Genomic DNA, 24,465 nt, shown 5'->3' with positions numbered 1-24,465 from the left:
CGCACCCCATCGCAGCCTGCGGCAGCGGCTACAGGTTTTCGATATGTGTCGGGTCAGAAATCCTTGCACAACCGCAGCGCGTCATAGATCGCCGCATGCACGTTGCGCTGGGCCACGCAGTCACCGATGCGGAACAGCAAGTAGCCGTCCCCCGCTTCGCTCAGGCATGGCTGCGGCTTGATCGCGAACAGGGCTTCGACGTCAATCTGACCCTTGTTGCGAGAATCCGGCTTGAGCCCGTAATACAACTCTTCGTCCGGACGCACGCCGTTTTCAATCACCACCTGATCCACCACGCGCTCTTCCTTGGCCCCGGTGTATTCGTTTTCCAACACGGCAATCAGCTTGTCGCCCTCGCGGTAGACCTTCTCCAGCATCATGTCGCCGGTCATGATCACTTCCTTGGGGTACAGGCTGCGGTAGTAGGTAGGGAATGAAGTCCCGCCAATCGCCACGCCGGGTTTGGTGTCGTCGGTGACGATTTCAACCTGCGCACCCTTGTCCGCCATAAAGTCGGCCACCGACATGCCGGTGAACTCGCAGATGGTGTCGTACACCAATACGTTCTTACCCGGCGCGACCTTGCCGTCGAGCACGTCCCAGCTGCTGACCACCAGCCCTTCGGCGGCGCCCCAGTGTTCGTTCTGCTCCACAAAAGGATGCCCGCCCACGGCCAGCACCACGATATCGGGGCGCAAGTCGAGAATCGTCGCAGCATCCGCCGCCGTGCCCAGGCGCAAATCAACCTTCAATCGCGCCAGCTCCAGTTGAAACCAGCGGGTGATCCCGGCCATCTGGTCACGCTGCGGGGCTTTGGAGGCAGTGGTGATCTGCCCGCCGATGGCCTCTTTTTTCTCGAACAGGGTCACGTCATGCCCACGTTCGGCGGCCACTCGCGCCGCTTCCATCCCCGCAGGGCCTGCACCGACGATCACCACCTTGCGTTTGACCCCGGTGGATTTTTCGATGATGTGCGGCACGCCCATGTATTCACGGGAGGTTGCCGCGTTTTGAATACACAGCACGTCCAGCCCTTGGTACTGGCGGTCGATGCAGTAGTTGGCACCCACGCATTGTTTGATCTGGTCGACCTGGCCCATTTTGATTTTGGCGATCAGGTGCGGGTCGGCGATATGGGCTCGGGTCATGCCCACCATATCAACGTAACCACCCTCCAGAATCCGCGTCGCCTGGTTCGGGTCCTTGATGTTTTGCGCATGCAACACCGGGGCCTTGACCACTTCCTTGATACCCGCAGCCAAATGCAAAAACGGCTCCGGTGGGTAACTCATGTTCGGGATGACGTTGGCCAGGGTGTTGTGGGTGTCGCAGCCAGAGCCGACCACGCCGATAAAGTCGAGCATGCCGGTGTCATCGTAGTACTTGGCGATTTGTTTCATGTCCTCGTGGCTCAGGCCATCGGGGTGAAATTCGTCGCCGCACAGGCGAATGCCTACGCAGAAATCCGGACCGACTTCAGCACGCACGGCCTTGAGTACTTCGAGGCCAAAACGCATGCGATTTTCAAAGCTGCCGCCCCATTCATCAGTGCGTTTGTTGACTCGTGGGCTCCAGAACTGGTCGATCATGTGCTGGTGCACCGCCGACAGTTCGACCCCGTCCAGCCCGCCCTTTTTTGCCCGGCCAGCGGCGCTGGCGTAGTTGCCGATCACGCGCCAGATTTCTTCGGGCTCGATGGTTTTACAGGTGGCGCGGTGTACCGGTTCACGCACGCCGGAGGGCGACATCAGGGTCGGCCAGTTGAAACCGTCCCAGCGTGAGCGGCGGCCCATGTGGGTAATCTGGATCATGATCTTGGCGCCATGCTTGTGCATGGCGTCGGCCAGGTTCTGGAAGTGCGGGATAATGCGATCGGTGCTCAGGTTGACCGAACTCCACCACTCTTGCGGGCTGTCGATGGCCACCACGGATGAGCCGCCGCAAATCGCCAGGCCGATACCTCCCTTGGCTTTTTCTTCGTAGTACTGCACATAACGCTCGGTGGTCATGCCGCCATCGGTGGCATAGACCTCAGCGTGAGCGGTGCTGAGCACACGGTTGCGGATGGTCAGTTTGCCGATTTGAATCGGCTCAAACATTGCTTCGAACGCCATATCCCGATCCTCGACTTACAACGGCTTGACGATAAACAGGCCGTGGTCGTGGCCCTCTTCCGATCCGCTATAGACCTGTTCGGCCACGGTGCGGATATCACTGCCTCGCGCCTGCAGGATCTGGTCCATGGCACCCGCAAACCAGCCGGTAAACATGTAGTCGACCTTACGCCCGACCTTGCCGTACACATAGACGAAGCACGAGTGTTCGAGCTTGATCGTGGCGGTGCCTTTGTCGAGGTCGATATCCTGGATCTTGAACAGGCCCCACCCGCGCTGTGACAGGCGTTTCATGTAGTGCTCGAACACCGCCACGCCTTCTATGCCATGGCATTCGGCTTCTTTTTCACACCAGTGCCAGGCGGATTTGTAGCCGGCCTTGTAGAGGATTTCGGCGTAGGCATCGCTGCCCAATACCTCTTCAATGCCCATGTGGTTGTTGACGAAAAAATGGCGCGGCACATAGAGCATCGGCAGGGCGTCAGAGGTCCAGACGCCGGTTTCGCTGTCGACTTCGATAGGCAATTGCGGGGCGATTTTAGCCATGGAATCAAACTCCAAAAATTCGGTAGGTATTCATTTCGCCCCTCACCCTGCCCTCTCCTGGGGGGAGGGTTGGGTGAGGGCGTGGCGTTATTCGCCCCAGACGTCCTTGAGCACGTTGACCCAGTTTTCGCCCATGATCTTGCGGACCACGCGCTCGGGGTGACCGCGTTTGAGCAGGGTTTCGGTAAGGTTCGGGAACTCGCCCACGGTACGGATGCCCAGCGGGTTGATGATCTTGCCGAAGCTGGTCAGACGCCGGGCATAGCCTTTGTCGTGGGTCAGCATTTCGAAGAAGTCCTGACCATGGCCCTGGGTGAAATCGGTGCCAATGCCGATCGAGTCCTCACCGACGATATTCATCGTGTACTCGATGGCTTCGGCGTAGTCGTCGATGGTCGAATCGATGCCCTTGGCCAGAAACGGCGCGAACATGGTCACGCCAACAAAGCCGCCGTGGTCGGCTATAAACTTGAGTTCAGCGTCGGATTTGTTGCGCGGGTGTTCTTTAAGGCCGGACGGCAGGCAGTGCGAGTAGCAGACCGGTTTTTTCGATTCCAGGATTACCTCTTCCGAGGTTTTCGAACCAACGTGAGACAGGTCGCACATGATCCCGACGCGGTTCATTTCAGCCACCACTTCGCGGCCAAAGCCCGAGAGCCCGCCATCACGTTCGTAGCAGCCGGTGCCCACCAGATTCTGGGTGTTGTAGCACATCTGTACCACGCCAACCCCGAGCTGCTTGAAGATCTCGATGTAACCCAACTGGTCTTCAAATGCATGGGCATTCTGGAAGCCGAAGATGATCCCGGTTTTGCCCTGCTCCTTGGCGCGGCGAATGTCGGCAGTGGTCTTGACCGGGATCACCAGATCGCTGTTGTCGCGAATCAGGGTCTGGCTGGCAACAATGTTATTGATCGTGGCCTGAAAACCTTCCCATACCGACACGGTGCAGTTGGCAGCAGTCAGGCCGCCCTTGCGCATGTCTTCGAACAGTTCGCGGTTCCATTTGGCAATGATCAGCCCGTCGATAACGATGCTGTCTGCGTGCAACTCGGCTGGGCTCATCAGGCGTCCCCTTATTGGCATTTGCTGCGCCGAATCGTCTGCCGGCGCTTTGGGCCAGCATAGGCCCGGGGTCAAAACCAGCCGGGTGCAAAAGCGACAGCGCAATTGCCGAAAGCGTCAATCCGCGACAAAGCGCGCAACGCCAATCTTATGCCCTGTGTTACGTGACTGTTATTTGGCCGACGCTTAAGCCAGAATCCATCCCAACTATGGATTAGGAAGCCGCAATGAAATCGATTCTCCTGGCCTTGGCGTTGATCTCCAGCGGTGCCTACGCAGCCGATGATGCCGACTACAACCCGTGCGATGCGGTAGAAAACGACCAGCAAACCCTGGCGTGCTCGCTGTTCAGCAAGAATGCTGCCGAGCAGTTGTTGACCGAAAACTACGAAGCCCTGCAGGAGCGCATGACTTCGCTGTACGGCAGTAACGCGACCCAACTCAATAACATCCTAAGCAAGATCAAGACCGCTCAGGCCCTGTGGTTGCACCAGCGAGACGCCGACTGCGCGATTGCCGTGTTCCCCGCCACCGCCGGTACTGAAACATTCAACATCGCCCAGAACGACTGCATGGCACGCATCAGCGACGACCGTTCAGAGTTTCTGGAATCGATCGGGCAGCAGTGACCCACGCTTTTTTGTAGCCGCTGCCGCAGGCTGTGATCGAGCCAGAAGGGACACGCTTTTTCAGGAGTGAAGGTCCTTCGGCCCTTATCGCAGCCTGCGGCAGCGGCTACAGGCTTTACATCCGCCCCAGGAAACGATTTATATGACTATTTGCGGTATCGAAATCAAAGGCAGCGAAGCCATCTTTGCCCTGGCCACCCAGGGCGCAAACGGCCTTGAGCATGTGGCCAATACCACCAAAAAAATTGCCCTGGACGACGATGACGATGCCGCCAACGTCAAAACCTTCGCCAGGCAGATTGCAGCCTTTGTGAAGGCCAACGCCATCACTCGCATCGCGATCAAAAAACGCAGTAAAAAGGGCGAATTCGCCGGTGGCCCGACCACCTTCAAGATCGAAGGCATTATCCAGTTGCTGGACGATTGCGAGGTGCTGCTGCTGTCCCCGCAAACCCTTAACGCACAGTACAAAAAACACGCCTTCGAGTTACCCGCCTCGCTGAACAAATATCAGCATGAAGCGTTCAAGGCGGCATGTGCGGCATTGCTGAAGCGATAACCAGCCAGGCATTCAGATCTATACGTCTGTTATTTCTGACAGTACCCAACTCTTCAATAAAAGCTCAGCGTTACGATTCATCGTTCCACGAGTAACGTTTATGAAGAGTTCCCTTCATGAAGCGACGCCCAACCTTTCGGTTATCGACCCTCGCGGGCTGACGATCCGTGGCGTTGCCTATCATCGTGCCGTTATCCAACAACCCCCTGAAGCACGCGTGACCCGCCAGGTTTTCGACGCAGCGGGGCGTGTGGTGGCTCATCGTGATCCCCGCTTTGCAGCGACCTCAAGTGCCCCGAACCTGACCACGGTTTTCTCGCTGTCCGCTCGGCCGCTGCTGAGCAATAGCGTCGATGCCGGGTGGTGCTTGAGGCTGTTTGGAGCGACGGCAGAGATTCGTTGTGAATGGGATGGCCGACATAACCGACGCCTCAGCGAGTACGACGACTTGCTGCGGCCCGTGGCGATCATTGAGCAGGCTGGAAATGCTCCACCCTGTGTGACCGAGCGTTTCACCTACGCTGATTGCAGCTCGTCGTTCGCAGCTCATAACCTGTGTGCAAGCCTGATTCGCCACGATGATCCGGCAGGTTGCCGGACCTACGCTGACTACGGTTTGCTGGGCCAGCCCCTGGCCCAGACACAATGCTTTTTGAGTGATCCGGTAGCGCCTGACTGGCCGCAATCGCTGAGCGGGCGCGAGGCTCTGCTCGAACGCGATGACCAAGGTGTTGCGCAGACCTACACCACGCGATGGCAATACAACGCGCTGGACACGGTACTAAGTCAGTGCGATGCATTGGGTAATACCCAGTCCTTTCACTACGACATCGCCGGGCAATTGGCGTTAACCAGTCTCAAACCAGCGGATCAAAGCAGCACCACGCTGCTGCTTCAGGACCGGTCCTATAACGCCTTTGGCCAAGTGCAAAGTGAGACCTTCGGCAATGGCGTCAGCGCCACGGCAATCTACTCGCCGGTTGATGGCCGCTTGCAGCGACTGCGCGCGGTGAAAGCCAACAAGGTGCTGCAGCACCTGAGCTATACCTACGACCCGGTGGGTAACGTCATGAGCATCGAAGATGCGGCGCAGCCAACAGACTGGTTCGCTGGCGAGCAGGTCGACCCGGTGAATCGATATGTTTACGACACCTTGGGCCAACTTGTTCAGGCCAGCGGCCGCGAGAGTGTGCTGGCAGGCATCCAGCCGGACTTGCCTGGGCTGGTCCTGCCCGGCGGGGGTGATGCCAGCCGGTTGCGCAATTACACCCAGACATTCAGCTATGACGCGGCGGGCAATCTGCTGAGCCTGAAGCACGGTCAACTGCCACAACGAACGATGAAAGTAGACGCTCTCAGCAACCGCAGCCTGTATCAGGTCGATGCCAGCAACCCGCCAGATATCAGTAACAGTTTTGATGCCAACGGCAACCTGCTGCACCTTGCGGGGGCGCAACACATGCACTGGGATGTGCGTAATCAGTTACAGCGCGTGACGCAGGTAGTGCGTGAAGACGCCACCAACGACGATGAAGTGTATGTGTACGGCGCGGGTGCCGTTGAGCATCTGGTGCCTAAAGCCGTAAGCAGTATTGCAGGAGGTATGGCTGGAGAGATGATTGATTCTGCGGGAGGGACTGTTACTCGAGGCTTGCACTCTGATGCAAAGTTCGTTTCCGGGACTAACCAGTTAACCAACCCATTTCAGGCCGACAAGTACATAGGCACCTTGCACGGAATTGCGACACGAACAGCCGTGGCGGCCGCCACGGCGATCCTGAACATAGGTGTTGCCCAAACGGGGCTGGACTCTGGCTCACAGCTCGGGGCCATCGTAAACAGAACACTGGGAATGGTCGGTGAAGGACGAGTCCTGACCGGTTCATATGTGCAGGATGGCACTGAAGCGTTGGGATTTTCAGGGGCTGATGTTAATAACGACCCTGCAACGATGTATCCACGTAACAAATGGAGCTTGTCAAACCAAATGCCATTGGGAGTCAGTGGGAAATTTACGCCGAGTTGTAACGTTTAAAGTGCACAAAAAAGCCCCGAATCTACCGTGACAGATTCGGGGCCAAGTGTGCGTGATGCCGAGACGGTGACCAAACCATCGAGGGTGTTGCTGAGTTCAGTGTGCCCAGCCGGGCATACCGGCACTTAGTCAAAAACGACCTGCAATTAGGCGTGTCGGACATATCGCCAAACCGGCCTTGCCCACTGACCAAAGCCCTACCAGAATCAAACTTCGATCGCGCTTCGTTGATAGAAGGATAAAAAGACATGATGCACGCGGATTTGATTGATGAGCAGGACCTGCTGGGCCAACTGCGCTCGCTGGGCTTTGAGGTGTCAGGCACGGCTGAACAAGCATGCTCTGCGGCGGTGTGTGGATTGAACGAGGCCAATGCTCGCGCACTCAAGGGTCTGGTGGAAAAACTCTACACCGGCAGCGCAACCATTTTGCCCGCGGTGCGCCAGGCCATTGACCAGCAGTTGCTGCCGGGGCTGGTGCAGTTCCAGCAGAGCAAAGCCGTCTGATTCAACTGAATATGTAGCCGCTGCCGCAGGCTGCGATAAGGGCCGCGGGACCTTCGCTTTTAATATCAAAAGCGGGCCGCTTCGCAGCCCATCACAGCCTGCGGCAGCGGCTACAGAAAGCTGAGTTCTAGAGCCTGACACTCGCAAAGGTCGACTCGTTGCGCGCCTGGTTCAAGGCAGACATCGGCCCTGCCAACGGAGCCAGCAACAGTGACTGCGGAATCTGCACCAGCGTGGTTTGCTGCGCGGTATTGGAACCTACGCGCTCGTCCCGTGGCGGAATGCCGAAGTATTCGCGGTAGCACTTGGAAAAGTGCGGCGTGGACACAAAGCCGCAGACCGCCGCCACTTCGATAATCGACATCGGCGTCTGCTTGAGCAACTGCCGCGCCCGCACCAGCCGCAACTTGAGGTAGTAGCGCGATGGCGAGCAGTGCAGGTACTTCTGAAACAACCGCTCGAGCTGACGTCGCGACACGGTGACGTACACCGCCAGCTCATCGAGGTCGATGGGTTCTTCGAGGTTGGCTTCCATCAGCGCGACGATTTCCTGCAACTTCGGCTGGTTGGTGCCGAGCATATGCTTGAGCGGCACGCGCTGATGATCCTGCTCGTTGCGAATGCGTTCATACACAAACATTTCAGAGATGGCCGCCGACAGTTCGCGGCCATGATCGCGACTGATCAGGTGCAGCATCATGTCCAGCGGCGCAGTACCGCCCGAACTGGTGAAACGGCTGCGGTCGAGGGTGAACAAGCGCGTGCTCATGACAACCCGCGGAAAGGCTTCCTGCATGGAAGCCAGGCACTCCCAATGCACGCTGCAATCAAAACCGTCAAGCAAGCCCGCATACGCCAGGGCCCAGCTGCCAGTGCAAACAGCGCCCAAACGACGGGACTGGCGCGCCTGACTTTGCAGCCATGAAACGTGTTCGCGGGTGACAGTGCGTTGAATGCCGATACCGCCACACACGATGACCATGTCCAGCGCCGGAGCCTTGTGCATGCTGGCGTCGGGGGTGACCTGCAGGCCATCGCTGGCCCATACCTGGCTGCCATCTGCGCTGAGGGTGCTCCAGCGATACAACTCACGGCCCGATAACTGGTTGGCCATGCGCAGGGGTTCAATCGCGGAAGCCAGGGAAATGAGCGTGAAATTGTCCAGCAGCAGAAAGCCGATGGATTGAGGCGTACGGTTCTGGGGTTGGACCCCGGAGTTGAACGACGTCATCGCGGTATCTCCTCACACAAAGCGGGTGATGGCCCCAGGCACGGGCTCTTGTTTTTACCCTCGTTTCACGGGGCTTTGTGATCACAACGCAATTGCCATGCCTAAACTTGAATAGGTATTCAATAAAGCCTGAAAACGACGTCGCAAAGAGTCTGGATGGGCCATGTCAAAACAGTGGCTAAACAGGTACGCACCAGCTTGAGCGGGCGCTGTTGAGCACATTGGTATCACTTGTGGGAAGCGGCTAGAAACAGAGCCGTAATGGAATGTCACGAAAAGTACGAGTGCGCCAAAAGAGGTCAACGTGCGCTTAAAAAGTGCTCGCCTGCGTAGCAGCTGACGAGCGGAGCGAGGCTGCGTTCGGCGGCGCAGCCGTCGTAAGATCAGTGCTTAATGCGTGCCAGACACACCCCATAATCTGGTTTACGACCGCTTCGCGCTCGAACGCAGCCTCGCTCCGCTCGTCAGCTGCTACACAGGGTGCATACAGCTCGCCTATCAGCATTCCACCGCACTGACCGCCAGACCGCCCCGTGAGGTTTCCTTGTATTTGTCGTGCATGTCGGCGCCGGTGTCGCGCATGGTGCGGATCACCCGGTCCAGGGAAATAAAGTGCTGACCGTCACCACGCAAAGCCATTTGCGCGGCGTTGATCGCCTTGACGGCGGCGATGGCGTTGCGCTCGATACACGGTACTTGCACCAGCCCACCCACCGGATCGCAGGTCAAACCCAGGTTGTGCTCCAGGCCGATTTCGGCGGCGTTGCACAACTGCTCAGGCGTGGCACCGAGGATTTGCGCCAGCCCGGCAGCCGCCATCGCGCAGGCCGATCCGACCTCGCCCTGGCAACCCACTTCTGCCCCGGAAATCGACGCGTTCTTTTTGCACAGAATGCCGATCGCCGCCGCGCTCAACAGGTAATCGACGACATGGGCTTCGCTGACTTCATCGCTGAATTTCATAAAGTAGTGCAGTACCGCCGGGATGATGCCCGCAGCGCCGTTGGTCGGTGCCGTCACCATGCGCCCGCCCGCAGCGTTTTCTTCGTTGACCGCCAATGCAAACAAGTTGACCCATTCCATGGCACTCAGGGTGGAGCCGATCACGTTGGGCTTGCCCAGTTCCTGCAAGCTGCGGTGCAGGCGGGCTGCGCGGCGACGCACATTCAGGCCGCCAGGCAGGATACCTTCGTGTTTCAAACCTTGCTCCACGCAGTCCTGCATGGCGCGCCAAAGCTTGATCAGGCCGCTGCGAATTTCGTCTTCACTGCGCCAAATACGTTCGTTGGCCATCATTAATGCGGCTACGCTCAGATGGTGTTTAGCGCATAACTCGAGCAACTCAACGGCGCTATTGAAGTCGTAGGGCAGTTCGGTACGGTCCATGTCCAGCACGCCGCTGGCCGCTTGTGCCGCGTCCACCACAAAACCGCCGCCCACCGAGTAATAAGTATCGCGGTGCAGTTCGCCACTTTCGGTTTCAGCGATCAGGGTCATGGCATTGGGATGGAACGGCAGGTTTTCGTCGATCAGGCGCATGTCTTGCGTCCATGCAAACGGAATCGGTAGATGGCCGTCCAGGAGTAGCGTGTGGCTTTGAACAAGCTCGGCGATGCGCGGGCCGATCTGTGCCGGGTCGATTGCATCCGGCCATTCGCCCATCAGGCCCATGATCACCGCATTATCGCTGCCGTGACCAATACCGGTAGCCGACAGCGAACCATACAGCTGTACTTCGATGCGGCGTACCTGTGGCAGCTGTTCGCGTTCGCGCAAGCCCTGCACAAACAGCGCGGCCGCCCGCATCGGGCCTACGGTATGTGAACTGGAGGGGCCGATACCGATCTTGAACAGGTCAAACACGCTGATAGCCATGAGCACGAACCTTGAGGATGTGTGCCCGCATCATGGGGGGTTTGCGATCTGCAAAAACGTCCAGCTGCGACCCGCCTTTGCCTGCCAGCGCCCATAGGGTGCAGATGCATGAAAAAGGCAGTTTTTAAGCATCATTCGTCTAGATACGACCTTGCAGGTATCAGATACGACTCTGCCTGTACTGGATGCGACTCCCCCTGTAGGCGTTTGATTTTCGCTGTTACATGATCAGTCCTGACTCGATTGCAAGATGCCTTGGCCACACGCCTGCCGGGCATCGCCCAACCGCAACTGATACATGCGGCTTTTCGATCGAAAACCGCCACCCAGACACCCAGGAGTCGCCCCATGAAAGGTTCCCCATTGTTGTTGGCTGCATTGTTGAGTCTGCCCGTCATCACCCAGGCCGCAGAACCTGCGCAATGCAGCACCGTCAACTTCTCGGATGTCGGCTGGACCGACATCACCGTCACCACCGCCGTCACCAGCGAAGTACTCAAGGCCCTCGGTTACAAAACCAAGACCACCATGATTTCAGTGCCGGTCACTTACAAGTCGCTGGCCGATGGCAAGAACATGGACGTATTTCTAGGCAACTGGATGCCGACCATGGAAAACGACATCAAGGCCTACCGCGACGCGGGCACTGTCGAGACCGTGCGGGCCAACCTGGAAAACGCCAAATACACCCTCGCGGTGCCCCAGGCGCTCTATGACAAGGGGCTCAAGGACTTCTCCGACCTGCCAAAATTCAAGAAGGAACTGGACGGCAAGATCTATGGCATCGAGCCGGGTAACGACGGCAATCGCATGATCCAGTCCATGATCGACAAGAACGCGTTCGGCTTGAAAGACGCGGGCTTCAAGGTGGTGGAATCCAGCGAAGCCGGGATGCTGTCGCAAGTCGATCGCGCTCAGCGCCGTGGCACCGAGGTGGTGTTCCTGGGGTGGGAACCGCACCCGATGAACACCCGCTTCAAAATGAAATACCTCACCGGTGGCGATGATTTCTTCGGCCCCAATTATGGCCAGGCAACCATCTACACCAACACCCGCAAGGGCTACAGCGAAGAGTGCAGCAACGTCGGTCAACTGCTGAAGAATCTGGTGTTTACCCTGGACATGGAAAGCACCCTGATGGGCAAGGTTCTGGACGACAAGATCAAGCCTGACGTGGCCGCCAGGGCCTGGCTCAAGCAAAACCCGCAAGTGCTCGAAACCTGGCTAACGGGCGTGACCACCATTGATGGCAAACCTGGGCTTGCGGCCGTTCAAGCCAGCCTCGCGAAGTAATCGCGGGCGCCAGGCGGCATGCCCGTCTGGCTCCGTTTCAATTCCCCTGCATGCGGACGTTTATTACCATGCTGATTGATCAAAAAATCCCTCTGGGCCAGTACATCGCAAGGTTTGTCGAGTGGCTGACCCAAAACGGCGCCAGCACCTTCGACGCTATTGCGCTGACACTTGAAACGATGATCCACGGCGTGACCTTTGCGCTGACCTGGTTCAACCCGTTTGTATTTATCGGGCTGATTGCTCTGCTCGCGCACTTTATTCAGCGCAAGTGGGGGCTCACTGTTTTTGTGGCGCTGTCGTTTCTGCTGATTTTCAACCTGGGTTATTGGCAAGAGACGATGGAAACCCTGGCCCAGGTGCTGTTCGCTACCTTTGTGTGCGTGATCATCGGCGTGCCGCTGGGGATACTCGCGGCGCACAAACCGATGTTCTATACCTTTATGCGGCCAGTGCTCGACTTGATGCAGACCGTGCCCACCTTCGTTTACCTGATCCCTACCCTGACCCTGTTTGGCTTGGGTGTGGTGCCAGGATTGATATCCACCGTCGTGTTTGCGATTGCCGCACCGATCCGCCTGACCTACCTGGGCATTCGTGATGTGCCCCATGAGCTGCTTGATGCCGGCAAGGCCTTTGGCTGCTCACGGCGCCAACTGCTCACCCGTATTGAACTGCCCCACGCCATGCCGAGCATCGCCGCCGGAATCACCCAATGCATCATGCTGTCGCTGTCGATGGTGGTCATCGCAGCACTGGTAGGGGCTGATGGGCTGGGCAAACCCGTGGTCAACGCACTGAATACAGCCGACATCGCCCTGGGCTTTGAAGCCGGGCTCGCGATTGTATTGCTGGCCATCATGCTCGACCGAATCTGCAAGCAGCCAGAAGCCAAAGCAGGAGCTGACGCATGAGTATTATTCGCTTCGACAAGGTCGACGTCATTTTCGCCAAAGACCCGCGTGAGGCACTAAGCCTGCTGGATCAAGGCCTCTCGCGGGATCAGATCCTGAAAAAAACCGGGCAGATTGTCGGTGTTGAAAAAGCCAGCCTGGACATCGAAAAAGGTGAAATTTGCGTGCTGATGGGCCTGTCCGGCTCGGGCAAGTCCAGCCTGCTGCGCTGTATCAACGGGCTCAACACGGTCAGCCGTGGCCAGTTGTATGTGGAACATGAAGGCAAGCAGATCGACATCGCATCATGTACCCCCGCTGAACTGAAGATGATGCGCACTAAACGCATCGCCATGGTGTTTCAGAAATTCGCTCTGATGCCCTGGCTGACGGTGCGCGAGAACATCAGCTTCGGCCTGGAAATGCAGGGCCGCCCCGAGAAAGAACGGCGTACGCTGGTGGATGAAAAGCTGGAGCTGGTGGGCCTGACTCAATGGCGCAATAAAAAGCCCGATGAGCTGAGCGGTGGCATGCAGCAACGGGTCGGACTGGCGCGTGCACTGGCGATGGACGCCGATATTCTGCTGATGGACGAACCCTTTTCGGCCCTCGATCCGTTGATCCGCCAAGGCCTGCAAGACGAGCTGCTGGAACTGCAACACAAGCTGAACAAGACCATTGTATTTGTTAGCCATGACCTTGATGAAGCGCTCAAGCTGGGCAGCCGGATTGCGATCATGAAAGACGGCAAGATCGTGCAGTACAGCAAGCCGGAAGAGATCGTGCTCAACCCTGCCGACGACTATGTACGCACTTTCGTCGCCCATACCAACCCGCTGAACGTGCTGTGTGGCCGCAGCCTGATGCGTACGCTGGACAACTGCAAACGTATCAACGGCTCGGTGTGCATTGATCCGGGGGATGACTCATGGATTGATCTGGCGGAAGGCAACACCATCAAGGGTGTGCGCCGGGGAGCGGGAGTACTCGACCTGCAGCACTGGCACAGCGGCCAGGCAGTAGAAGGTCTGGGCCGTGGGCCGACCCTGGTGGACAGCAACATTGGCATGCGCGACGCGCTGCAAATCCGCTACCAGACCGGCAACAAACTGGTGCTGCACGACAACCAGAAAGTGGTGGGGATACTGGGTGATACCGAGTTGTATCACGCGTTACTAGGCAAAAATCTAGGGTAACTCACTACCCTGTGGGAGCGGGCTTGCTCGCGATGGCATCAGCGCGGTGCATCGGATACACCGCGCCGCTTGCATCGCGAGCAAGCCCGCTCCCATACGAGGTCTCAGTTCTTAGCTATAAACCCTGCCAAGGAGCTGGCGATGGCTTTCAAACTGATCGAGCACATCACGGCTGATTTGCTCCTGGGTGAAGCCCATCAGGTCGTAATCCTGGTTGCCGTTGTGCAGATACACCTCGGCCCGGTAGTAACGACTGCGCACTTCATCCTGATCAGACCCGCTCGGAGCGGCCAGATAACCGTCCAGGCTGACTTCGTAGACAAACGGATTGCCCTCTTCCATCTCAATCCGCACGCCCATGCAACGCTTGGCGCTGCCCAGCAGGGTTTGCACGTCCAGGCCCTGGCTGCGCAGTTGCACCGCCGCGTCTTCCAATGCCGGAGTCACGTGTTTGTCCATAAAGCGCTGCACCACCGCCTGGGTCGGTTGCAGATCTTGTGCAGTCAAGCGCTCGCTGAAACCACGACGGCCACGGGCAGCCAGTTCAGCTTGTTCCTGTTCAATCAGGGTGTCCTGACGCATCGCTTTGTGCAGGCCAAACATAAACAGGATCAACACCACCGAGAACGGCAGGCCGGCCAGCACCACCATGGTTTGCATGGCAGCAAAGTTACCGGCAAACAGCAGGCCGATGGTCACCAGCGTGATCACCGCCGACCAGAAGATCCGTAACCAGTGCGGCGCGTCTTCGTCTACATCACCGCCTTTGCACGACAGGTTGGCCATCATCACCGCGCCGGAATCCGCCGGGGTCAGGAACAGCACAAAGCCGACAAAGATCGACACACCAATAACGATTTTCGACGCGGGGTAATGCTCAAGCAGTTGGTAAATCGCCATCGACGGCTGTTCAAGCGCCGTTTTCCCCAACTCGACTGCACCCTGGTTAACCACCAGATCCAGTGCCGAGTTACCGAAAATCGACAACCAGGCCAAAGTGAAACCCAGCGGGATCAGCAACACGCCTGCGACCAGCTCACGCACCGTACGACCACGGGAAATACGCGCAATAAACATACCTACGAATGGGGCCCAGGAAATCCACCATGCCCAGTAGAACAGAGTCCACAGACCCAACCAGCCCTCAGTCTTTTTGCTATCGCCTACGTACACGTACAGGTCGAAGGTTTTCATCACGATACCGTTGAGGTAATCGCCGGTGTTTTGCACCAGACCGTTGAGCAGGTGCAGGGTCGGGCCGAACAGAAGCACGAAAATCAGCAAGCCGCTGAACAGCACGATGTTCAGGTTGGACAGGCGACGGATACCATTCTCAACACCCGACACCGCAGCGATGGTGGCTACGGTACTCATCACGATGATCACAATCAGCAGGTTGGTATTGCTGTGTTCCATGCCGAACAGGTTCTCCAGCCCCGACGAAACCTGCATCGAACCAATACCCAGGTTGGTCACCAGACCGAGCAGCGTCACGAACATGCCAAAACCGTCTACCGCATGGCCCGCAGCACCCTTGACCCAACGTTCGCCCATCAACGGGTACAACGCCGAGCGCAGCGCCAGCGGCTGGTTGTGACGATAGGCAAAGTAGGCCACTGCCAGGCCGACCAGTGCGTAAATCGCCCAGCCATGCAGGCCCCAGTGCAGGAAAGTCAGCTGCAACGCCTGACGCGCTGCCTCATGGCTGCCCGACACGCCTTCAGGCGGGTTGAAGTAGTGGTCCAGCGGCTCGGAAGCGCCGAAGTACAGCAGCGAAATACCGATACCGGACGAGAACAGCATCCCGGCCCAAGCGCCATAGCTGAAATCCGGAGTGTCCTGCTTGGTCCCCAGTTTCAATTTGCCGTAGGACGAAAATGCCAGGCCGACCACAAAGATCAGGTAAGCGGCGATCACCACCATGTAGTACCAGCCGAAGCTGCGCGACAGCCATTCCTGGGCAATGCCCAGGACACGGCCCGCTTCTTCAGGGGCGATGATCAAGATAGCAGTCAGCAAAAGTATCAAGGCAGTGGAGGTGTAAAACACCCAACCGTTGACCGTCACCTTTTGCGGTGGGGTCTTTATAAGAGAGGCAGAACTCATTGCACGGGTGCTCCAGGGAGTGCGAGACAAGGACTTAAGGCAACGCACCACTCGACCAAAGGGTTGGATTACGACCAACGGTCGAGTGATATAAAGACACCGCTAAAAAACCGGACCGCTCACTCAGACAAATGCAGTCTGTGGGAGCGAGCCTGCTCGCGAAGGCTTAAAGGGCACCGCGCCTATTCCGTTAGCGTGCGTATTGTTAGCGACCTTCGCGAGCAGGCTCGCTCCCACAGGGGTCTCGGAGCTTTTACCGTGTCGATTTGCGCCATTCATGCGTAGGAAAACGACATAAATCGCGACGATTTGTCGCAGAGCTTATTCTTTGTTGATTGAACGTTCAATCAAAACAAAATAGACTGGCTGCCGTTCAGTGATGTTTATGCACTGCTCGCCGGCCCAAGGAGATATGCAAAATGCCCAAGGTCGGTATGCAACCCATACGCCGCCAGCAGTTGATCGAAGCCACGTTGACGGCTGTCGATCAGGTCGGGATGGCAGATGCCAGCATTGCGCTGATTGCCCGTCTGGCCGGCGTGTCGAACGGCATCATCAGTCACTACTTCAAAGACAAGAACGGTCTGATTGCCGCCACCATGCGGTACTTGATGAACGTTTTGATCGACAACGTCACCGAACGCCGCCAGGCGTTGAGCGATGGCAGCCCACGGGCTCATCTGCAGGTGATTGTCGAAGGCAACTTCGACGCCAGCCAGGTCAGTGGCCCGGCGATGAAAACCTGGCTCGCCTTCTGGGCTGCCAGCATGCACCAGCCGTCTTTGCACAGATTGCAGCGGATCAACGATCACCGCTTGTACTCCAATCTGTGCTGCCAATTTCGCCGAGTTCTGCCGCAGGCCCAGGCCCGCAATGCAGCACGCGGCCTGGCAGCTCTCATCGATGGTCTATGGTTGCGGGGTGCCCTGTCGGGAGATTCTTTCGACACCGAGCAGGCACAACGCATCTGCTACGAATATATGGATCTACAACTGGCGAAACAGGTGAGTTAGGCCTCAATCAATGCTTAACCCCTGAACTGTCGTGAGTTTGAGTTGCCCCAATCAGATGGCAACCGACTCACGACCAACGCCAACCACTTATGCACTTGCGAGGATTTTATGGCCCGTTTCGAACTGCAAAAACTCTACATCGACGGCGGCTACACCGACGCCGGTAGCGACGCTACTTTCGATGCCATCAACCCGGCTAACGGCGAAGTCCTCGCTCAAGTGCAACGCGCTACCAAAGAAGACGTCGAGCGCGCCGTTGTCAGCGCTGAAAAAGGCCAGAAGATCTGGGCTGCCATGACCTCCATGGAGCGTTCGCGCATCCTGCGTCGCGCCGTTGAAATCCTGCGCGAGCGCAACGATGAGCTGGCCGCCCTGGAGACCCTGGACACCGGCAAGTCGTACTCCGAAACCCGTTACGTGGACATCGTCACCGGCGCCGACGTGCTGGAATACTACGCAGGCCTGGCGACCGCCATTCAGGGTGAGCAAATCCCGCTGCGCGACACGTCGTTCGTTTACACCCGTCGCGAGCCGCTGGGCGTTGTGGCCGGTATCGGCGCGTGGAACTATCCGATCCAGATCGCTCTGTGGAAATCCGCACCTGCACTGGCCGCCGGTAACGCGATGATCTTCAAGCCAAGCGAAGTCACGTCTCTGACCACGCTGAAGCTGGCTGAGATCTTCACTGCTGCCGGCCTGCCGGACGGTGTTTTCAACGTTCTGACCGGCAGCGGCCGTGAAGTCGGCACCTGGCTGACCGAACACCCGCGCATCGAAAAAGTCTCGTTCACTGGCGGCACCGACACCGGCAAAAAAGTAACCGCCAGCGCCACCAGCTCTTCCTTGAAAGACGTCACCATGGAATTGGGCGGCAAGTCGCCACTGATCATTTTTGACGACGCCGACCTCGATCGCGCCGCTGATACCGCGATGATGGCCAACTTCTACAGCTCGGGCCAGGTGTGCACCAACGGCACTCGCGTGTTTATCCCGACTGCAATGAAAGCCGCATTCGAAGCCAAGATTCTGGAACGCGTTGCACGCATCCGCATCGGCAACCCGGAAGATGAAAACACCAACTTCGGCCCACTGGTCAGCTTCGCTCACATGGAAAGCGTGCTGGGCTACATTGCCAAGGGTAAAGAAGAAGGTGCCCGCGTACTGTGCGGCGGCGAACGTCTGACCGAAGGCGACCTGGCCAAGGGTGCATTCGTGGCACCGACCGTGTTCACCGACTGCACTGACGAAATGACCATCGTCAAAGAAGAAATCTTCGGCCCGGTGATGAGCATCCTCACCTACGACACCGAAGAAGAAGTGATCCGCCGCGCCAACGACACTGAGTTCGGTCTGGCTGCTGGCGTCGTGACCAAGGACCTGAACCGCGCTCACCGCGTGATTCATCAACTGGAAGCGGGCATTTGCTGGATCAACGCCTGGGGCGAGTCCGACGCAAAAATGCCGGTGGGCGGGTACAAGCAGTCGGGCATCGGTCGTGAAAACGGCATCAGCTCGCTGGCCCAGTACACCCAGATCAAATCGGTCCAGGTTGAGTTGGGCGACTACGTGTCGGTGTTCTAAACCGACTGCCCATACAAACCCTGTGGGAGCGAGCCTGCTCGCGATTCAGGCGACGCGGTGCATCCGTTGCACCGCGCTGATGCAATCGCGGGCAAGCCCGCTCCCACAGGGTCAGGTTTGATCTGACACAACTAAAGAGGGTGCATTTTATGTCCCAAGAATTCGATTACATCATCATTGGTGCCGGCTCTGCCGGTAACACCCTGGCGACCCGTCTGACTGAAGACCAAGGCGTCACCGTTCTGCTGCTTGAAGCTGGCGGCCCGGACTACCGTTTCGATTTCCGCACGCAAATGCCTGCGGCGCTGGCGTTCCCGCTGCAAGGCCGTCGCTACAACTGGGCCTTCGAAACCGATCCTGAACCACACATGGACAATCGCCGCATGGAATGTGGCCGTGGCAAGGGTCTGGGCGGCTCGTCCCTGATCAACGGCATGTGCTACATCCGTGGTAATGCGATGGACTACGATGGCTGGGCAAAACTGCCAGGCCTCGAAGACTGGGATTACCTGAACTGTCTGCCGTACTTCCGTAAAGCCGAAACCCGCGACATCGGCCCCAACGACTACCACGGTGGCGATGGCCCGGTCAGCGTGACCACGCCAAAAGCCGGGAACAACGTGTTGTTCCACGCCATGGTCGAAGCAGGCGTACAGGCCGGTTACCCGCGCACCGAAGACTTGAACGGCTACCAGCAGGAAGGTTTCGGCCCGATGGACCGTACCGTGACGCCTAACGGTCGTCGCGCCAGTACCGCCCGCGGTTACCTGGACACCGCCAAGAAGCGCTCGACCCTGACCATCGTCACCCACGCCCTGACCGACAAGATCGAATTTGAAGGTAAGCGCGCTGTTGGCGTTTCCTACATGGTTGGCGACAGCGACACCCGAATTCTGGCCAAGGCCCGCAAAGAAGTCCTGCTGTGCAGCGGCGCAATCGGTTCGCCAACCGTGCTGCAACGCTCTGGCGTCGGCCCGGCCGAACTGCTGAAAAGCCTCGACATTCCAGTGGTCCACGACCTGCCGGGTGTTGGCCAGAACTTGCAGGATCACCTTGAGCTGTACTTGCAGTACGCGTGCACCCAGCCGGTGTCGCTGTACCCGTCATTGCTTTGGTACAACCAGCCGGCCATTGGCGCAGAGTGGATGTTCCTGGGCAAAGGCATTGGCGCCAGTAACCAGTTCGAAGCCGGTGGTTTTATCCGCACCCGCGAAGAATTCGAATGGCCGAACATTCAGTACCACTTCTTGCCGGTAGCGATTAACTACAACGGCAGCAATGGTGTGAAAGAGCACGGCTTCCAGGCGCACATGGGTTCCATGCGCTCGCCGAGCCGTGGCCGGATCAACGTGAAGTCCAAGGACCCGCGTGAGTACCCAAGCATCCTGTTCAACTACATGGCTGCCGAGCAGGACTGGCAGGAATTCCGTGATGGCATCCGCCTGACCCGTGAAATCATGCAACAGCCTGCGCTGGATGCGTACCGTGGCCGCGAAATCAGCCCCGGCATCGACAAGCAGACCGACGAAGAGCTGGATACCTTTATCCGCGAACACGCCGAGACCGCTTTTCACCCATCCTGCTCGTGCAAGATGGGCACCGACGAGATGGCTGTGGTCGACGGCGAAGGCCGTGTGCATGGCATGCAGGGTCTGCGTGTGGTCGATGCGTCGATCATGCCGTTGATCACCACCGGTAACCTCAACGCTCCGACGATCATGATCGCCGAGAAAATCGCCGACAAGATCCGTGGCCGCCAGCCTCTGCCGCGCAGCACTGCCGACTACTACGTCGCAGGCGATGCCCCGGTACGTGGCAAGCCACTGCGTGAAGTGAGCCGTACCGCGCAGTAAGCACCATTCGTAGCAGTTGACGAGCGGAGCGAGGCTACGTCCGGCGGCGCAGCCGTCGTAAATTCAGGTTACGCGGTTCTTCTGAAGAATCGCGCACTCTGGTTTCACGGTCGCTTCGCAACCGGACGCAGCCTCGTTCCTTCGGCAGCTGCTACGAATTTTGTGTAACTCTTTTGTTTCATCTTGCCCCGCTTGCCCCGGCCTCAACGCAGGCCTACTCTAGTGCCTCGTTTCGCGCCTCACCCCCCCGCCCCACCCGACATGCCAGCCCTGCCTGGCCAAGAGGTTTTCTATGTTTGATGTTGTCTCTTCGAGCAAATGGCCGACCGGCTTTCTGATTAATCCAAACGCAGAACCTCTCGATCCAAAATGGCTCACCGAATTCAGCAAAATCCCTGCCGCCGCTGTCAGCGACTGCCTGGGCCGTAACGTTGGCGGTCTGGGCCTCAAGCCGTTCCACGGCTCGCGCCCAATGCTGGGCAGCGCCCTGACTGTACGTGTGCGCCCGGGCGACAACCTGATGATCCTTAAAGCCATGCAAATGGCCCGCCCTGGCGATGTGCTGGTAATCGACGGCAGTGCCGACCTGACCCGTGCCGTATTCGGCGGCATCATGCGCGCTATGGCCCTCAAGGCCGGGATTGTCGGCGTGGTGATCAACGGTGCTCTGCGCGACCTCGACGAATGGCAAACCGGTGAACTGCCGGCCTACGCTATCGGCGGCGTCCACCGCGGCCCAAGCACTGACGGCGGCGGCGAAATCAACGTGCCGATCTCGTGTGCCGGGATGCTGGTAATGCCCGGCGACCTGATGATCGGCGACGGCGACGGCGTAGTCGCAGCCTCGCGTACTGAACTGCCGGAATTGCTGATCCGTTGCCACGACCTGTTGGCCCGCGAACAAGCAACACTCAAGGCAATTGAGGCAGGCACCCTGGACCCTGATCGCTTTGACGCTATCCTGCGCGCCAAGGGTTGCCCGGTTTAAAGCTAAAAGCCCCTCAGCTCAACCCTCTCCCAGAGGGAGAGGGAGCTGACCGAGTTGATGCTGGATTCAACGCTGTTCTTTGAGATCACTCCCCCAATCGGTCCCCTCTCTCTCCGGGAGAGGATTAGGGCGGGGGGCTGTTGGCTCTAACAAGGAGGTCTGTGCATGTTCGATTTTTACCCTCAGCTCAAGCAGCGCTTTGGCGCGCTGCGCACCCGGGCCGAGTTCTTTTCGCTGCGTTACGTACGCGAGTCCGGGCAATACCTGTCGGTACGCAAGAACGTCGCAGAACCTCCTTCATTCAGTCACGACCAGGGCGCCATGCTCACGGTGCGGCTCAAGGGTGTCGAAGCCTACGCCGCCACCAATGACCTGTCGCAAGCCGGTCTGCAGGCCGCCCTCGAACGTGCCGAAGCCCAGGCGCAACTGATCGCCGCCCACGCCCTGCTCGATCTGAGCCAGGAGCCGGTGTCTCACGAGCGCGCCGACTATTACTCGCCCAATCTCGATCAGGCTTTCCCGTCACTCAGCGACTGCTTTGAGCTGCTTGGCGCCGAATCGGCGGCCGTGCCCAAAGACGAGCGACTGGTGAGCTGGGACGTTTCGCTGGGCCTCAATCACGTCGAGCAAATCTATCTCAACAGCGCAGGCGCCGAGTTGCGGCGCGCCCAGCGCTTTGTTTATCCAGGCATGAGCGTCACCGCCTATGACGGCAACGACAGCCAGAGCCGCAGCCTGGGCCGTGAGAACTTTGGCCAGCAGGGCGGCGCCGATGTGATCAGCCGCTGCGGGCTGATCGGTGCCGCGCCCAAGGTCGCTGATCAGGCCCTGCAATTGCTGCTGGCGCCTAATGCCCCGGCGGGTAAACGCGACCTGCTGCTGATGCCCGACCAGATGATTTTGCAAATCCACGAATCCATCGGCCACCCGCTGGAGCTGGACCGCATTCTCGGTGACGAGCGCAATTACGCGGGCACCAGCTTCGTCAAGGCCAGTGACTTCGGCAGCCTGCAATATGGCTCCCAATTGCTCAACGTAACCTTTGACCCGGACATCCCTGAGCAACTGGCCAGCTACAGCTTCGACGACGACGGCACCCCGGCCCACAAGGAATTTCTGATCCGCGAAGGCCTGCTGTTGCGGCCATTGGGCGGAGCCCTGTCGCAGTTCCGTTCGGGCCTGGACGGCGTAGCCAACAGCCGCGCCTGCAGCTGGAACCGGCCACCGATTGATCGCATGGCCAACCTCAATATCGAACCCGGCGACCAGTCAATGGCCCAGCTGGTTGGCGGTATCGAGCACGGCATCCTGATGGCCACCAACCGCTCCTGGTCGATTGACGATGCGCGCAACAAGTTCCAGTTCGGTTGTGAATGGGGCCAGTTGATCGAGAACGGCGAACTCAAGGGTGTGGTCAAAAACCCCAACTACCGGGGTATTTCCGATCAGTTCTGGCGCAACCTCAGCGCCGTGGGCGACGCCAGTACCTTAAAAGTGCTGGGCACGCCGAACTGCGGCAAGGGCGAGCCCAATCAGGTAATCCGCGTGGGCCATGCATCGCCTGCGTGTGTATTCAGTCAAATTGATGTGTTTGGAGGCGATGCCTGATGAGTACCCCATTGAGTCAGGCCGAGCAGTTCAAAGCGTTGGTGGAGTGGCTGGGCAAAGCGATCCGTTCGCCTGAGCAATTCACCCTGGGCTACAACGCCGAAGCCTCGGAATTTATCCGTTTCAACAAGGGTAAAGTGCGCCAGGCCGGGCTTGTGCAGCAGGCCAGCCTGAGCCTGAAATTGATCAACGACGGTCGCCACGCCGATGTGAGCCTCACCTTGGCGGGCGAGTCGGACGTCGACAAACAGCGCTTGACCGAGGCCTTGCAGCAACTGCGCGAAACACTGCCGCTGTTGCCCGCCGACCCGTATTTACTGCTTAACCCGCAGCCGTGGAACAGCCATAACGTACAGGGCCAGCCTCTGCCGGACACCGCCCGGGTACTGGAGGAAATCCACCGCGCAGCCAAGGGCGTCGATCTGGTCGGCTTTTATGCCAGCGGCCCGATCAGCTACGGCTATGCCAGCTCCGAAGGTGCGTTTGGCTGGCATCAGGCCAACAGTTTCAACTTCGACTGGAGCCTGTTTCACAGCAATGGCCAAGCGGTCAAAGCCAGCTACGCCGGAGCCGACTGGGACAGCGAGCGCTTCGCCCAGCGCATGCAGCTGGCCCGTGAGCAACTGAGTTTTCTCGATCGCCCGCTGCATGCCTTGGCACCCGGTGAATACCGTGCCTACCTGGCCCCGGCGGCACTGGAAGAAGTGATGAGCATGCTGTGCTGGGGCGGCTTCTCGGCACAGGCGCTGGCCAGTAAAGCCAGCCCGCTGCAAAAGCTCTATGCGGGTGACGCACAACTGAGCCCGTTGGTGTCTTTTGACGAGCAGGTCAGCCAGTCCCTGAGCCCGGCGTTTTCCGGCGAAGGGTATCCGCGTCAGGACTTGTCGCTGGTCAAGCACGGCCAGTCCAACCAGCAACTGGTGGGCTCGCGCAGCGCTGCCGAATATGGACTTGAGGTCAACGGCGCGCCATGGGGTGAAGCCCCTAGCGCACTGGCGATGGCTGCGGGCACGCTGGAACAGGCCGATATCCTCAAGCAATTGGGCACCGGGCTGTATATCAGCAACCTGTGGTACTTGAACTACTCGGACCAACCGGCGGCACGTCTGACCGGCATGACCCGCTTTGCCACCTTCTGGGTCGAGAACGGCGAGATAAAGGCCCCGGTCAACACGATGCGCTTCGATGACAGCGTCTATAGTCTGCTGGGATCGCAACTGGAAGCGCTGACGGTTGACCGTGAGTTGTTGCTGTCGGCCAGCACTTACGACCAGCGCCAGACCGCATCGAACCTGCTGCCGGGGGCGTTGGTTAAAAAGCTCACATTGACCCTGTAAGCATCGCCACCGATCAATAGTGGGAGCGGGCTTGCTC

The 24,465-nt window shown here is 58.6% G+C and carries 19 protein-coding genes; 13 read left to right on the top strand and 6 right to left on the bottom strand.

Annotation, left to right across the window (positions count from 1 at the left end; translation table 11 throughout):
* Positions 1-53: 53 nt before the first annotated feature.
* The 3 genes from dgcA to V6L79_RS04930 all read right to left on the bottom strand — a co-directional run bounded on the left by dgcA (position 54) and on the right by V6L79_RS04930 (position 3,725).
* The gene (dgcA, locus tag V6L79_RS04940; RefSeq protein ID WP_261740636.1) at positions 54-2,114 is read right to left on the bottom strand and encodes a dimethylglycine demethylation protein DgcA; all 2,061 of its coding nucleotides are present in this window, start codon (positions 2,112-2,114) and stop codon (positions 54-56) included.
* Between the two features lie 15 nt (positions 2,115-2,129).
* On the bottom strand, positions 2,130-2,660 hold the full coding sequence (locus V6L79_RS04935) for a 4-vinyl reductase (protein ID WP_261740635.1): 531 nt from the start codon (positions 2,658-2,660) through the stop codon (positions 2,130-2,132).
* An 87-nt stretch (positions 2,661-2,747) separates the two neighbouring features.
* Complete coding sequence (locus tag V6L79_RS04930) at positions 2,748-3,725, bottom strand: dipeptidase (RefSeq protein WP_261740634.1); 978 nt, start codon at positions 3,723-3,725, stop codon at positions 2,748-2,750.
* Positions 3,726-3,952: 227 nt separating this feature from the next.
* On the opposite strand from V6L79_RS04930, the gene V6L79_RS04925 reads away from it, so the two are divergent.
* From V6L79_RS04925 to V6L79_RS04910, 4 genes are all read left to right on the top strand, one after another.
* Entirely contained in the window at positions 3,953-4,354 is a 402-nt protein-coding gene (locus V6L79_RS04925; protein WP_261740633.1) for a lysozyme inhibitor LprI family protein, read from the top strand.
* 142 nt (positions 4,355-4,496) lie between these two features.
* A complete protein-coding gene (locus tag V6L79_RS04920) occupies positions 4,497-4,913 on the top strand; it encodes a DUF3010 family protein (RefSeq protein WP_261740632.1) in 417 nt (138 codons plus the stop codon).
* Between the two features lie 100 nt (positions 4,914-5,013).
* Positions 5,014-6,948: a hypothetical protein gene (locus V6L79_RS04915; RefSeq protein ID WP_338579886.1), complete on the top strand. Its 1,935-nt coding sequence runs from the start codon at positions 5,014-5,016 to the stop codon at positions 6,946-6,948.
* Between the two features lie 248 nt (positions 6,949-7,196).
* Entirely contained in the window at positions 7,197-7,454 is a 258-nt protein-coding gene (locus V6L79_RS04910; RefSeq protein WP_261740630.1) for a hypothetical protein, read from the top strand.
* Positions 7,455-7,581: 127 nt separating this feature from the next.
* On the opposite strand, the gene V6L79_RS04905 is transcribed toward V6L79_RS04910, so the two are convergent.
* Both V6L79_RS04905 and V6L79_RS04900 read right to left on the bottom strand, forming a co-directional pair.
* Positions 7,582-8,685 (bottom strand): GlxA family transcriptional regulator, encoded by a 1,104-nt coding sequence (locus V6L79_RS04905; protein ID WP_261740629.1) that lies wholly within the window; start codon positions 8,683-8,685, stop codon positions 7,582-7,584.
* A gap of 498 nt (positions 8,686-9,183) precedes the next feature.
* Positions 9,184-10,560, bottom strand: a complete 1,377-nt coding sequence (locus tag V6L79_RS04900; protein ID WP_338579885.1) for an L-serine ammonia-lyase — start codon at positions 10,558-10,560, stop codon at positions 9,184-9,186.
* Between the two features lie 348 nt (positions 10,561-10,908).
* Between V6L79_RS04900 and V6L79_RS04895 the strand changes: the two genes are divergently transcribed.
* The 3 genes from V6L79_RS04895 to choV all read left to right on the top strand — a co-directional run bounded on the left by V6L79_RS04895 (position 10,909) and on the right by choV (position 13,942).
* Positions 10,909-11,853: a choline ABC transporter substrate-binding protein gene (locus tag V6L79_RS04895; protein WP_261740627.1), complete on the top strand. Its 945-nt coding sequence runs from the start codon at positions 10,909-10,911 to the stop codon at positions 11,851-11,853.
* A 68-nt stretch (positions 11,854-11,921) separates the two neighbouring features.
* Complete coding sequence (choW, locus tag V6L79_RS04890) at positions 11,922-12,767, top strand: choline ABC transporter permease subunit (RefSeq protein ID WP_261740626.1); 846 nt, start codon at positions 11,922-11,924, stop codon at positions 12,765-12,767.
* Entirely contained in the window at positions 12,764-13,942 is a 1,179-nt protein-coding gene (gene choV, locus V6L79_RS04885; RefSeq protein WP_261740625.1) for a choline ABC transporter ATP-binding protein, read from the top strand. The genes choW and choV overlap by 4 nt, the downstream gene beginning before the upstream one ends.
* Before the next feature lie 111 nt (positions 13,943-14,053).
* Here choV and V6L79_RS04880 read toward each other — a convergent pair whose 3' ends face one another.
* A complete protein-coding gene (locus tag V6L79_RS04880; protein WP_261742359.1) occupies positions 14,054-15,991 on the bottom strand; it encodes a BCCT family transporter in 1,938 nt (645 codons plus the stop codon).
* Positions 15,992-16,467: 476 nt separating this feature from the next.
* Here V6L79_RS04880 and betI point away from each other — a divergent pair, with 476 nt between their 5' ends.
* The 6 genes from betI to V6L79_RS04850 all read left to right on the top strand — a co-directional run bounded on the left by betI (position 16,468) and on the right by V6L79_RS04850 (position 24,428).
* Positions 16,468-17,061 (top strand): transcriptional regulator BetI, encoded by a 594-nt coding sequence (betI, locus tag V6L79_RS04875; RefSeq protein WP_261740624.1) that lies wholly within the window; start codon positions 16,468-16,470, stop codon positions 17,059-17,061.
* 108 nt (positions 17,062-17,169) lie between these two features.
* Positions 17,170-18,642, top strand: coding sequence for a betaine-aldehyde dehydrogenase (gene betB / locus V6L79_RS04870; RefSeq protein WP_261740623.1), 1,473 nt, complete (start codon positions 17,170-17,172; stop codon positions 18,640-18,642).
* Positions 18,643-18,791: 149 nt separating this feature from the next.
* Entirely contained in the window at positions 18,792-20,495 is a 1,704-nt protein-coding gene (gene betA / locus V6L79_RS04865; protein WP_261740622.1) for a choline dehydrogenase, read from the top strand.
* A 292-nt stretch (positions 20,496-20,787) separates the two neighbouring features.
* Positions 20,788-21,483 carry an RraA family protein gene (locus tag V6L79_RS04860; RefSeq protein WP_261740621.1) on the top strand — a complete coding sequence of 232 codons (696 nt, stop codon included), beginning with the start codon at positions 20,788-20,790 and terminating at the stop codon, positions 21,481-21,483.
* Between the two features lie 165 nt (positions 21,484-21,648).
* Positions 21,649-23,091, top strand: coding sequence for a TldD/PmbA family protein (locus V6L79_RS04855; protein ID WP_321835474.1), 1,443 nt, complete (start codon positions 21,649-21,651; stop codon positions 23,089-23,091).
* Positions 23,091-24,428: a TldD/PmbA family protein gene (locus V6L79_RS04850; RefSeq protein ID WP_338579884.1), complete on the top strand. Its 1,338-nt coding sequence runs from the start codon at positions 23,091-23,093 to the stop codon at positions 24,426-24,428. The genes V6L79_RS04855 and V6L79_RS04850 overlap by 1 nt, the downstream gene beginning before the upstream one ends.
* Positions 24,429-24,465: the final 37 nt, after the last annotated feature.

It is taken from the genome of Pseudomonas sp. ML2-2023-6, assembly GCF_037055265.1.
Classification (GTDB): Bacteria; Pseudomonadota; Gammaproteobacteria; order Pseudomonadales; family Pseudomonadaceae; genus Aquipseudomonas; species Aquipseudomonas kulmbachensis.
This window is presented reverse-complemented; position numbering and strand designations above follow the sequence as displayed.

Bases quoted from the DNA above. Each gene is read 5' to 3' on its own strand.
- V6L79_RS04850 (WP_338579884.1), top strand. From the start codon at position 23,091: ATGAGTACCCCATTGAGTCAGGCCGAGCAGTTCAAAGCGTTGGTGGAG.
- V6L79_RS04920 (WP_261740632.1), top strand. From the start codon at position 4,497: ATGACTATTTGCGGTATCGAAATCAAAGGCAGCGAAGCCATCTTTGCC.
- V6L79_RS04900 (WP_338579885.1), bottom strand. From the start codon at position 10,560: ATGGCTATCAGCGTGTTTGACCTGTTCAAGATCGGTATCGGCCCCTCC.
- betA (WP_261740622.1), top strand. From the start codon at position 18,792: ATGTCCCAAGAATTCGATTACATCATCATTGGTGCCGGCTCTGCCGGT.
- choW (WP_261740626.1), top strand. From the start codon at position 11,922: ATGCTGATTGATCAAAAAATCCCTCTGGGCCAGTACATCGCAAGGTTT.
- betB (WP_261740623.1), top strand. From the start codon at position 17,170: ATGGCCCGTTTCGAACTGCAAAAACTCTACATCGACGGCGGCTACACC.
- choV (WP_261740625.1), top strand. From the start codon at position 12,764: ATGAGTATTATTCGCTTCGACAAGGTCGACGTCATTTTCGCCAAAGAC.
- V6L79_RS04860 (WP_261740621.1), top strand. From the start codon at position 20,788: ATGTTTGATGTTGTCTCTTCGAGCAAATGGCCGACCGGCTTTCTGATT.
- V6L79_RS04935 (WP_261740635.1), bottom strand. From the start codon at position 2,660: ATGGCTAAAATCGCCCCGCAATTGCCTATCGAAGTCGACAGCGAAACC.
- V6L79_RS04905 (WP_261740629.1), bottom strand. From the start codon at position 8,685: ATGACGTCGTTCAACTCCGGGGTCCAACCCCAGAACCGTACGCCTCAA.
- V6L79_RS04910 (WP_261740630.1), top strand. From the start codon at position 7,197: ATGATGCACGCGGATTTGATTGATGAGCAGGACCTGCTGGGCCAACTG.
- V6L79_RS04925 (WP_261740633.1), top strand. From the start codon at position 3,953: ATGAAATCGATTCTCCTGGCCTTGGCGTTGATCTCCAGCGGTGCCTAC.
- V6L79_RS04915 (WP_338579886.1), top strand. From the start codon at position 5,014: ATGAAGAGTTCCCTTCATGAAGCGACGCCCAACCTTTCGGTTATCGAC.
- V6L79_RS04895 (WP_261740627.1), top strand. From the start codon at position 10,909: ATGAAAGGTTCCCCATTGTTGTTGGCTGCATTGTTGAGTCTGCCCGTC.
- betI (WP_261740624.1), top strand. From the start codon at position 16,468: ATGCCCAAGGTCGGTATGCAACCCATACGCCGCCAGCAGTTGATCGAA.
- V6L79_RS04930 (WP_261740634.1), bottom strand. From the start codon at position 3,725: ATGAGCCCAGCCGAGTTGCACGCAGACAGCATCGTTATCGACGGGCTG.
- dgcA (WP_261740636.1), bottom strand. From the start codon at position 2,114: ATGGCGTTCGAAGCAATGTTTGAGCCGATTCAAATCGGCAAACTGACC.
- V6L79_RS04855 (WP_321835474.1), top strand. From the start codon at position 21,649: ATGTTCGATTTTTACCCTCAGCTCAAGCAGCGCTTTGGCGCGCTGCGC.